This is a genomic window from Bradyrhizobium sp. MI1.7, assembly GCF_055811795.1.
Window position 1 is genome coordinate 1 of sequence record NZ_JBVVPO010000057.1, and the last position, 10,474, is coordinate 10,474.

The following is a 10,474-nucleotide window of genomic DNA, read 5'->3' on the forward strand; positions in this document are numbered from 1 at the left end:
AGTCCGCCTCTCGATTTGAGTCTGCGGAAGCAACCCCTCATCCGGCGCTTCGCGCCACCTTCTCCCACAAGGGGAGAGGAGAAGAGCGTGCCGCGCGACAGCGCTACTTCGTCCTGAACTTGCTGTACGCTTCGTTCGTCGCGATGATCACGTGCTCGGCGCAGCCGTTGACGCGATGCGGGTCGGCCTGCGTCTCGTAAGCCTCCGACGTCATCATGTCGATGAAAGCCGCAACCGTTGGGTAATAGACCAGCGCAACGAAATCCCAGTCGTCGCCATCTTGCGGGCCGAGCGCGACCGCCTTGGCTTCGCCGGTCCACAGCAGCGTGCCGCCGCGTGCCCTGATCATGGGCACCGTGATCGCGCTGTAACGAAGATATGCGTCCCAGCCCGAACCGTCGCCATCGCGCGAGTGCGCGTGAAAACGCATCAGGTTCAGCATCACCACCGGTGCATTTGCATCGAGCCGCTCCAGGCCCTCGATGTTCAACATATTAACCGCCAATGACACCTCCTCAAGCCATGCCTGCATTGTAGCCTTGCGGCCGCGAGACTTGTGTCACAACAAGAATCCGGCGCAAGGTCGCATCCAACGCCAATGACGATTGTTTCGCCCGCGCCAAAGGCCTCGAATCCGGCCAGTTGGCTCAACAACCAGCCTTACCTGCTGCTCAGCCTGAGCTCGCTGTTCTGGGCCGGCAACATCGTGCTCGCGCGCCATGTCGGCGCGCATGTGCCGCCGCTGACGGTGACCACCATCCGCTGGTTCGGCGTGTTCCTGATCCTGCTGCCGTTCTCATGGCCGCATCTGAAGCGCGACTGGCCGAATTTGCGCAAGAGCCTGCCGCTGATGCTGTTCCTGTCGCTGGTCGGCTTTGCCTTCAACAACGCGATCTCGTACTGGGCGATGCAATACACGGAGGCGCTGAACGCGCTGCTGATCCAGTCGGCCGGACCGCTGTTCGTGGCGCTGTGGTCGCTGGTGCTGTTCGGCGTGCGGCTGACGGGCGCGCAGCTCGCCGGCATCGCGATCTCGCTTCTCGGCGTGTTGATCATCATCCTGCGCGGCGATCTCGCCGCGCTCGCGAGCATCAGCTTCAACAGGGGCGACATCATGTTCGCCTCTTCGCTCGTGGCGTTCGGGCTCTACTCCGCCTTCATCCCGCGACGGCCGAAGATCCACCAGCTCTCGTTTCTCTCCTTCACCACCTTTTGCGGCGCGACGATGTTGCTGCCCGCCGCGATCTGGGAAGCCCTAAGCGGCCGTGTCCTGCAACTCGACGGGGTGACGCTGGCGACGCTGGGTTACATCCTGATCTTTCCCTCGACGCTGGCCTATCTCTTCTTCAACCGCGGCGTGGCGCTGATCGGCCCCAACCGCGCCGCGCCGTTCTTCCATCTGGTCCCGGTGTTCGGCTCGGCGATGGCGATCGTCCTGCTCGGCGAAAAACTCCAGCCGTTTCATTTGATCGGCTATACGCTCGTGCTCGCCGGCGTCGTGTTCGCCTCTCGCCAGGGTTCTGCGGTGAAATAATTCCGCGAGGTGGGCAGCAAACTCCCGTCTTCCGATTTTTGCGAAGAGAAGCTAGGTTCCCCGCCAACGAAAAAGAGGGAACGTCCAGACATGCTGTCATCACTGATCCGCGCTCTGCGCACAGCCGGCGCAGCCGCACTTTGTCTCGCCGCCGCATCCGCCGCGCAGGCCGACAATTATCCGAGCCGCAACATCACGCTGGTGCTGCCGTTCGCGGCCGGCAGCGGCACCGACACCACGACGCGGCTGATCTCGCAGCATTTGTCGCAGGCACTCGGCGTCGGCATCGTGATCGAGAACAAGGCGGGCGCCAACGGCATGATCGCCGCGACCTATGTGGCGCGCGCCGCCCCCGACGGCTACACGCTGCTGGTGACGACCAACACCACGCATTCGGCCAATCCCTACCTGCTCAAGAGCCTGACCTACGATCCCGTCAAGGATTTCACCCCGATCGCGCGGACCGGCGACCTGCCCTTCATGCTGGTGATTCACCCGGAGGTGCCGGCCAAGACCGTCGGCGAGCTCGTCGCCTACGGCAAGGCCAATCCGGGCAAGCTGAGCTACGCGTCGGGCTCGTCCTCGGCGATCGTGTCGGGTGCGACCTTTGCGCACAATGCCGGGCTCGACCTCCTGCACGTGCCCTACAAGAGCTCGCCGCCGGCGCTCAACGACGTCATGGGCGGCCGCGTCTCGATGATGTTCGTCGACATCCTGACCGGCCTGCCGCACGTCAACGGCAACGCGCTGCGCGCGCTCGCCGTCACCACCAAGGACCGCTCGCCGCTGGTGCCGAACCTGCCCTCGATGCAGGAGGCCGGCGTGCCGGATTTCGACATCTCGTCGTGGCAGGGCTATTTCGGCCCCGCCGGCATGCCCAAGGAGATCGTGACCAGACTTAACGCCGAGATCAGGAAGATCGTCGAGAAGCCGGAGATCAAGGCCCAGCTCGCCACGCTCGGCATGGACGCCTTCTCCGGCACGCCGGAGCAGCTCGGCACGTTCGTGAACGAGCAGCTGGTGCTGTGGGAGAAGCTGATCACGAACGCGAAGATCGAGAAGCAGTAGGGGGTCTAGGAAGGTGTCATCGCCCGCCTTGTGCGCAATTGCGCACTGGGGCGGGCGATCCAGTATTCCAGAGACGGCAGTGAGATACGTTGAAGCCGCGGCGTACTGGATGCCCCGGTCAAGCCGGGGCATGACACCTGTGGTGTTGGGGCATCCGTCGTCGTGACGAGGAGAGCGGCGCTCTACTTCCCCACCCATTTCGGTGGCCGCTTCTCCGAGAATGCCTTTGGGCCCTCGATATAATCCTGCGAGGCCACCATCGCCTTCACCGCCGGATATTCGCGCTGCTCCTCGATCGCCTGTTCCAGTGACACGGCGAGGCCCTTCTGGATGGTCTGCTTCGATGCCCGGATCGACATCGGCGAGTTCTTGGTGATCATCTCCGCCCAGCGCAGCGCGCCCGACAGCGCCTCGCCCTGCGGCACCACCTCGTTGACGAAGCCGAGTTCGTGGCCCTCCTTGGCGCTGACATGGCGCGCGGTGAGGATCATGCCCATGGCGCGCTTCAGCCCGATCTGGCGCGGCAGGCGATGGAGGCCGCCGGCGAGTGCGGCGAGGCCGACGCGTGGCTCGGGCAGGGCGAAGGTCGCGTTCTCGGACGCGATGATCAGGTCGCAGGCGAGCGCGATCTCGAAGCCGCCGCCCATGGCGACGCCGTTGACCGCGGCGATGATCGGCTTGTCGCAGTCGAATCGCGAGGTGAGGCCGGCAAAGCCGCCCTTGTCCCAGCCGCGCTTGCCGCCCGCCGCCTGCCATTTCAGATCGTTGCCGGCGCAGAACGCCTTGTCGCCGGCGCCGGTGACGACCGCGACCCACTGCTCGGGGTCGGCGGAGAAGTCGTCGAACACCTTGTTGAGCTCGAAATGCGCATCGATGTGCAGCGCGTTGTAGACCTCGGGCCGCGACAGCGTGATGATCGTGATTGGCCCCTTGCGTTCCACTTTTGAGAATTTCAGATCCATCGCGCGCTCCCGCATTTTCTCGTGAAGGAATATTGCGGACATACTAGCGCGCGTCGGCGCCGCGACACCATCGAATTGCGCGGGCGCGCCTTGCGCCCGTCACACGCCTTGCCTTGCTTGACTTGCGCGCGCACTTCTCACCTTAATCGTGCGAAGCAAAAAGCGCGGTAGCGCCTTAACGCAAAACAACAAAATCAATCCGGGAGAGAGCCGTGGATTTCTCATTGCCTGCCGATCTCGTCGCCTATCTCGGAGAGCTCGATCGCTTCATCGAACGCGAGATCAAGCCGCTCGAACAAGCCGACGACAACATCCGCTTCTTCGACCATCGCCGCGAATGGGCGCGCACCGATTTCGACAATGGCGGCCTGCCGCGCCATGAATGGGAAGCGCTGCTGCGCAAGGCCAAGGATCTGGCGGACGCCGCCGGCCATCTGCGCTTTCCGGTGCCGAAGCAATATGGCGGCAAGGACGGCTCCAACCTCTGGATGGCCGTGATCCGCGAGCACTTTGCCGCCAAGGGTCTCGGCCTGCACAACGATCTCCAGAACGAGCACTCCATCGTCGGCAATTTCCCTGTTGTCACCATGCTCGATCGCTATGGCCGCGACGACCAGAAGGCGATGATCGACGGCTCGATCAAGGGCAAGTACCGCATCACCTTTGGATTGACGGAGCCGCATCACGGCTCGGACGCCACCCACATGGAGACGCGCGCGGTGCCCGCGACCCGCGACAACGTCAAGGGCTGGATCATCAACGGCGAGAAGATGTGGACGACCGGCATGCACGTCGCCACGCATTGCGCGCTGTTCGCGCGCACCTCGGGCAATGACGGAGATGCCCGCGGCATCACCTGCTTCCTGGTTCCGGCCAAGAGCCATGGCGTGAAGGTCGAGGAATACATGTGGACCTTCAACATGCCAACCGACCATCCCCGCGTCAGCTTTACGGACGTGTTCGTGCCGGAGGATGCGTTGTTCGGCGAAGTCGGCCGCGGCCTGTCGCTGGCGCAGTGCTTCGTGCACCAGAACCGCATCCGCCAGGCGGCAAGCTCGCTCGGTGCTGCCGTCTACTGCATCAACGAGAGTGTGAAATACGCGCGCGAGCGAAAGCCGTTTGGCAGGGCGCTGGCCGAGAATCAGGCGATCCAGTTCCCACTCGTCGAGCTCGCCACGCAAGCCGAGATGCTGCGCCTTTTGATCCGCAAGACGGCGTGGGAGATGGACAAGCTCACCGAGGAGCAGATCGAGCGCACGCTCTCCGACCGCGTCTCCATGTGCAACTACTGGGCAAACCGCCTCTGCTGCGAATCCGCCGACCGCGCCATGCAAGTCCACGGCGGCATGGGCTATTCACGCCACAAGCCGTTCGAGCACATCTACCGCCACCACCGCCGCTATCGCATCACGGAGGGGAGTGAGGAGATCCAGATGCGCAAGGTGGCGGGGTTCTTGTTCGGGTATATGGGGCCGGGGAAGCATTGAGCGGTTGCTGCGAAGCATCGCTGCCGTAGGGTGGGCAAAGCGGAGCGTGCCCACCGTTCTTGTTGCAAACGAAGATTGGTGGGCACGGCGCTTCGCGCCTTTGCCCACCCTACGGTACCGCACCAAGCGGTCAGTTCACCCTTCTATCCTTCCCCGCCCAATAAGGCTCGCGCAGCTGCCGCCGCAAAATCTTGCCTGACGGGTTCCTCGGCAGGGCCGGCAAAAACTCCACGCTCTTCGGCGTCTTGAACCCGGCAATGCGTTCGCGGGTGAAGTTGATGATGTCGGTGGCGGTCGCCTGCTTGCCGGGCTTCATCACCACGACGGCCTTCACGGCCTCGCCCCATTTGTCGTCGGGCACGCCGATCACGGCGGCTTCCGCGACATCGGGATGATCGCACAGCGCGCTCTCGACCTCGGCGGGGTAGATGTTCTCGCCGCCGGAGATGATCATGTCCTTGATGCGGTCGTGGATGTAGAGGTATCCGTCCTCGTCCATGTAGCCGGCGTCGCCCGTGCGCAGCCAGCCATCGCCGCGCAGGGTCGCCGCAGTCGCCTCCGGCAGGTTCCAATAGCCGGCCATGTTGGAGCCTGAGCGCGTCGCGATCTCGCCGACCTCGCGCGGCGGCAGCGGCTTGCCGTCCGCATCCAGGATCGCGATCTCGACGCCCGGCAGCGCCTTGCCGGCCGAGCGCATCCGCTCGAGGCCCTCGACGTGGTCCTCCGGCGGCAGCGCGACGATGGTGCCTGTCGTCTCGGTCATGCCGTACATCTGCACGAAGCCGCATTTGAAGATCTCGATGCATTCCTTCAGCAGCGCCGCCGGAATCGGCGAGGCGCCATACAGCATGTATTTCAGCCGCGAGAAATCGACCGTCCTCGCGCGCGGCTGCCGCACCACGAACTGCATCGCCGCCGGCACCATGAACAGCTTTGTGATGCCCGACTGCTCGAAGAAATCCAGAACCTTGGTTGGATCGAACTCGCGCGCGATCACGCCGCGGGCGCCGTGATAGAGTCCCATCACGCCCCAGCCGGAGCCGCCGATGTGGAAAATCGGCATCGCCACCAGCGACACGTCGTCGGTGGACCACCGATTCCATTCCGGCTTGTCCTCGGCATTGCCGGTTTGCACGAGGTTGAGGAAGTTCGCATGCGACAGCATCGCGCCTTTCGGCTTGCCTGTCGTGCCCGACGTGTAGAGCTGGATCGCGATGTCCTTCGTGTCGATCGGCACCTTCGGGTCGTCGCCGCTTTGCGCATCGCGCCAGGCTGCAAAATCCTGCCATTCCGGCGCGCCGCCTTCGGTGGTGATGACAGTGCGCACGCTGGGCAACTGGTCCTTGATCTGGCGGACCTGGGTGACGAACTCTGGCCCCACAAACAGAACCGGCGCCTTGCAATCGGCGACAATGAAGGCGACCTCGGGCCCGGCGAGGCGCCAGTTCACCGGCGCCATCACCACGCCGGCCTTCATCGCGCCCATCAGCAGCTCGAAATAGAGATCACTGTTCTTGCCGAGATAGGCGATGCGGTCGCCGCGTCTGACGCCCATCGCGATCAATGCGTTGGCGACCTTGTTGGTCTTGACGTCGAACTCGGCAAAGCTGGTGACGCGGCCCTCGAACTCGTAGGCGGTGGCATTGCCGCGGCTGGTCGCGCGCTCGCGCACCATGTCGGCGAGATTCGCCAATGGCTGTGTGGTGGACATGTCTCTCCCGTGGCATCTTGTTTTTGTGTCGCGGAGTGTGGCGTCATCCGCGGGCAAAGACAATACGGGAGAGAGCGAGCTACCCCCGCTTGGCCCGGTCCTTCTCGTTCTGCGCCATGATGCTCTCGCGCGCGGTTTTCCAGTCGTCGTCGCTCCAGTCGCGGAGCTGGTAGAAATTGCCGCCCATCGCCAGCGCCTGCGCGCCGTCCATGGCGATGGTCTCGCCGCTGATCCAGTCGCAGCCGCCGGAGATCAGGAACACCGCGAGGTTCTGCAATTCCTCCATGGTGCCGACGCGGCCCATCGGGTTCATGGCCTTGGTGCGCGCGCCGGCTTCGTCGCCGGGCTTGATGCGCTTGCTCATGCCCTCGGTCGGGATCTCGCCCGGCGCGATGGTGTTGAGGCGGATGCCGTAGCGGCCCCATTCGGTCGCGAGCGACATCGTCATGGCGTGGATCGCTGACTTGCTCATCGCGGACGGCACCACGTAAGGCGAGCCGTTGCGCACCCAGGTCGTGGTGATGGAAACGACATTGCCGGGCTGCTTCAAGGCGATCCAGCGCTTGCCGACCGCATGGGTCACATAGAACGTGCCGTGCATCACGATGTTGGCGACGGCATCGAAGCCGCGGGGCGAGAGCTCTTCGCTGCGCGAGATGAAATTGCCGGCCGCGTTGTTGATGAGATCGGTGAGGGGAGCGTCACGAAAGATGGTCTCGATCATCTCTTCGACCGCGAGCGCGTTGCGGATGTCGACGCCGTGGCTGGTGACGCGGCCACCATACTCAGCCATCAGCTCGGTCGCGGTCTCGTCGCACACGATCTTGCGCCGGCCGCAGATGTGCACCTCTGCTCCAAGCTGGAGGAAGCGCGCCGCCATCGACTTGCCGAGCCCGGTGCCGCCACCGGTGACAAGGATGTTCCGGCCGGCCAGAAGATTTTCCTTGAACATGGCTGTTTCCTCCGCAGGCATTGTCAGTTAATTGGTCGATTGACTAAATCCGGCCGCCGGCTTCCTGTAAAGCGGCACTGAACAAGAACAGGGGAGAATTCATCCATGGAAGAACGCGTCTCGATCTCGATCTCGGAAGGCGTCGCCGACGTGCGCCTAGTGCGCGCGGACAAGATGAATGCGCTCGATCAGGCGATGTTCGAGGCCCTTGTTGCCGCAACCGACCGGCTTTCGAAGGAAAAGGGCGTGCGTGTCGTCGTGCTCTCGGGCGAAGGCCGCGCCTTCTGCGCCGGTCTCGACATGGGGCGTTTTGCCGCCATGAAGGAGAAGGGCGGCAACGGAATTCCGGGTGGCGAAAATCGCGACCTCACGGCGCGTACGCACGGCCAGGCGAACTTTCCGCAACAGGCGGTGTGGGGCTGGCGCCAGCTTCCGGTTCCCGTGATCGCGGCCGTGCACGGCGTCGCTTTCGGCGGTGGGTTCCAGCTCTCGCTCGGTGCCGACATGCGCTTTCTCTCACCGGATGCGCGGATGTCGGTGATGGAGATCAAATGGGGCCTCGTGCCCGACATGGCGGCCACGCCGATCCTGGCCTCGCTCGTGCGCGACGACATCCTGCGCGATCTCACCTACACCGGCCGCATCTTCTCCGCACAGGAGGCGATGAACTACGGCCTCGCGACGCGCATCTGCGACGACCCTCGCGCCACGGCTCTCGAAGTCGCGCGCGAGATCGCCGGCAAGAGCCCCGATGCGATCCGCGCCGCAAAGCGCCTGCTCAACAATCTCTCGGTCGATCCCGGCCCGGCGCTGCTCGCCGAGTCCATCGAGCAGCAGAAGCTGATCGGTCGTGCGAACCAGACCGAAGCGGTGCGCTCCAATCTGGAGAAGCGTGCGGCGAGGTATGTGGATTAGTAACTCCCCGTCATTCCGGGGCGATGCGTAGCATCGAGCCCGGAATCCATAACCACGATCGGGAGTATGGATTCTCAGATGCGCAATTGCGCATCGTAGCTTGCGCCTTCGGCGCATCCCGGAATGACGATCGCGGGTGTGGCTACAATTTTGAACCGACGAAAGATCGGAAAAGCAACAAATGAGCGAAACGTCCCCATTCCTCGGCATCGTCTCCGGCGAGCGCCGCCGTACCCACGCCGAAGTCGCCAACCGCGCGGATCGCATCGCGAGCGGCCTCGCCAAAATCGGCGTCAAGCAGGGCGATTGCGTCTGCATGCTGATGCGCAACGACATCGCCTTCCTCGAAGCCGCCTACGCTGCGATGCGGCTCGGGGCCTATGGCGTGCCGATCAACTGGCACTTCAAGCCGGAGGAGATCAACTACATCCTTGGCGATACCGGCACGTCCGTGCTGATCGGGCATGCCGACATGCTGCACGCCCTGCGCGATGCCATCCCGAAAGGCGTCACCGTGCTCAGCGTGCCGACCCCGCTGGAGATCCTGTCCAACTACAAGATCGACCCCGATCACCTGAAGACGCCGGACTTCGCGATCGATTTCGAATCCTGGCTTGCGCAACACCAGCCCTATGACGGCCCGGTCGTGCCGCAGCCCATGAACATGATCTACACGTCAGGCACGACCGGCCATCCAAAGGGCGTGCGGCGCAATGCGCCGACGCCGGAACAGGCGGCGGCCGGCGAGCGCATGCGTGCGATGATCTATGGGCTCAAGCCCGGCGCCCGCGCGATCCTGCCGGGTCCGCTCTATCACTCCGCGCCAAATTCGTTCGGCATCCGCGCCGGCAAGCTCGGCGGCGCGCTGGTGCTGATGCCGCGGTTCGAGGCGGAAGAATTTCTTGAGCTGATCGAACGGTACAAGATCGACACCATCTTCATGGTGCCGACCATGTTCATCCGCCTGATGAAGCTGCCTGAGGCGGTGCGCAAGAAATACGATGTCTCGTCGCTGCGCCACATCATCCATGCCGCCGCGCCATGTCCGGCCGACGTCAAGCGCGCCATGATCGAATGGTGGGGGCCGGTGATCTACGAATTCTACGGCTCGACTGAATCCAGCGCCGTCACCTTCGCGACCTCTGAGGATGCGCTCAAAAAGCCCGGCACCGTCGGCAAGATTTCCCCCGGCGCCGAACTGCGCTTCATCGGCGATGACGGCAGCGTGCTCCCCGTGGGCGAAATCGGCGAGATCTATTCCCGCATGGCCGAAATGGCTGACTTCACCTACCACAACAAGCCGGAGAAGCGCGCCGAGATCGACCGTGACGGTTTCATCACCTCCGGCGATGTCGGCTATATCGACGAGGACGGCTACGTCTTCATCTGCGACCGCAAGCGCGACATGGTGATCTCAGGCGGCGTCAACATCTATCCGGCCGAGATCGAATCCGTGCTGCATGCCGTGCCCGGCGTGCATGATTGCGCCGTGTTCGGCATCCCCGATGCCGAGTTCGGCGAGGCGCTGATGGCGGTGGTCGAGCCGCAACCGGGTGTCACGCTCGATGCCGGCGATATCCGCACCCGGCTCAAGGGCTCGCTCGCCGACTACAAGGTGCCCAAGCACATCGAGATTCGCACGAGCCTGCCGCGCGAAGACTCCGGAAAGATCTTCAAACGCCGCCTGCGCGATCCCTATTGGGAGCAGGCGGGGCGGAAGATTTGAAAGCCTTGTAGCCCGGATGGAGCGAAGCGCAATCCGGGGCGGTGCTCGCGTCAGAAAGACCCCCGGGTTGGCGTGGGGCCCGACGGGGGGCGGACACCGGGACGAAAGATAAAGACCCG

Annotated in this window: 9 protein-coding genes; 5 read left to right on the forward strand and 4 right to left on the reverse strand. The window is 63.9% G+C overall.

All coding sequences use genetic code 11. From position 1 onward, the window contains the following. Window positions 1-103: 103 nt before the first annotated feature. Window positions 104-493 (reverse strand): DUF1330 domain-containing protein, encoded by a 390-nt coding sequence (locus AC0L3X_RS35320; RefSeq protein WP_187388043.1) that lies wholly within the window; start codon window positions 491-493, stop codon window positions 104-106. 105 nt (window positions 494-598) lie between these two features. Here AC0L3X_RS35320 and AC0L3X_RS35325 point away from each other — a divergent pair, with 105 nt between their 5' ends. Both AC0L3X_RS35325 and AC0L3X_RS35330 read left to right on the forward strand, forming a co-directional pair. Then, on the forward strand, window positions 599-1,534 hold the full coding sequence (locus AC0L3X_RS35325; RefSeq protein WP_063981168.1) for a DMT family transporter: 936 nt from the start codon (window positions 599-601) through the stop codon (window positions 1,532-1,534). A 90-nt stretch (window positions 1,535-1,624) separates the two neighbouring features. After that, the gene (locus AC0L3X_RS35330; protein WP_063981167.1) at window positions 1,625-2,602 is read left to right on the forward strand and encodes a Bug family tripartite tricarboxylate transporter substrate binding protein; all 978 of its coding nucleotides are present in this window, start codon (window positions 1,625-1,627) and stop codon (window positions 2,600-2,602) included. Between the two features lie 182 nt (window positions 2,603-2,784). On the opposite strand, the gene AC0L3X_RS35335 is transcribed toward AC0L3X_RS35330, so the two are convergent. Beyond that, on the reverse strand, window positions 2,785-3,564 hold the full coding sequence (locus AC0L3X_RS35335; protein WP_166351187.1) for an enoyl-CoA hydratase-related protein: 780 nt from the start codon (window positions 3,562-3,564) through the stop codon (window positions 2,785-2,787). A 212-nt stretch (window positions 3,565-3,776) separates the two neighbouring features. Here AC0L3X_RS35335 and AC0L3X_RS35340 point away from each other — a divergent pair, with 212 nt between their 5' ends. Then, on the forward strand, window positions 3,777-5,051 hold the full coding sequence (locus tag AC0L3X_RS35340) for an acyl-CoA dehydrogenase family protein (protein WP_063984682.1): 1,275 nt from the start codon (window positions 3,777-3,779) through the stop codon (window positions 5,049-5,051). Window positions 5,052-5,181: 130 nt separating this feature from the next. On the opposite strand, the gene AC0L3X_RS35345 is transcribed toward AC0L3X_RS35340, so the two are convergent. Both AC0L3X_RS35345 and AC0L3X_RS35350 read right to left on the reverse strand, forming a co-directional pair. Continuing rightward, complete coding sequence (locus AC0L3X_RS35345; protein WP_354141882.1) at window positions 5,182-6,762, reverse strand: fatty acid--CoA ligase; 1,581 nt, start codon at window positions 6,760-6,762, stop codon at window positions 5,182-5,184. A 79-nt stretch (window positions 6,763-6,841) separates the two neighbouring features. After that, window positions 6,842-7,714 (reverse strand): SDR family oxidoreductase, encoded by an 873-nt coding sequence (locus AC0L3X_RS35350; RefSeq protein ID WP_063986558.1) that lies wholly within the window; start codon window positions 7,712-7,714, stop codon window positions 6,842-6,844. Window positions 7,715-7,819: 105 nt separating this feature from the next. Between AC0L3X_RS35350 and AC0L3X_RS35355 the strand changes: the two genes are divergently transcribed. Both AC0L3X_RS35355 and AC0L3X_RS35360 read left to right on the forward strand, forming a co-directional pair. Beyond that, the gene (locus AC0L3X_RS35355) at window positions 7,820-8,629 is read left to right on the forward strand and encodes a crotonase/enoyl-CoA hydratase family protein (RefSeq protein WP_473317204.1); all 810 of its coding nucleotides are present in this window, start codon (window positions 7,820-7,822) and stop codon (window positions 8,627-8,629) included. Between the two features lie 181 nt (window positions 8,630-8,810). Next, window positions 8,811-10,355 carry an acyl-CoA synthetase gene (locus AC0L3X_RS35360; RefSeq protein ID WP_231144416.1) on the forward strand — a complete coding sequence of 515 codons (1,545 nt, stop codon included), beginning with the start codon at window positions 8,811-8,813 and terminating at the stop codon, window positions 10,353-10,355. Window positions 10,356-10,474: the final 119 nt, after the last annotated feature.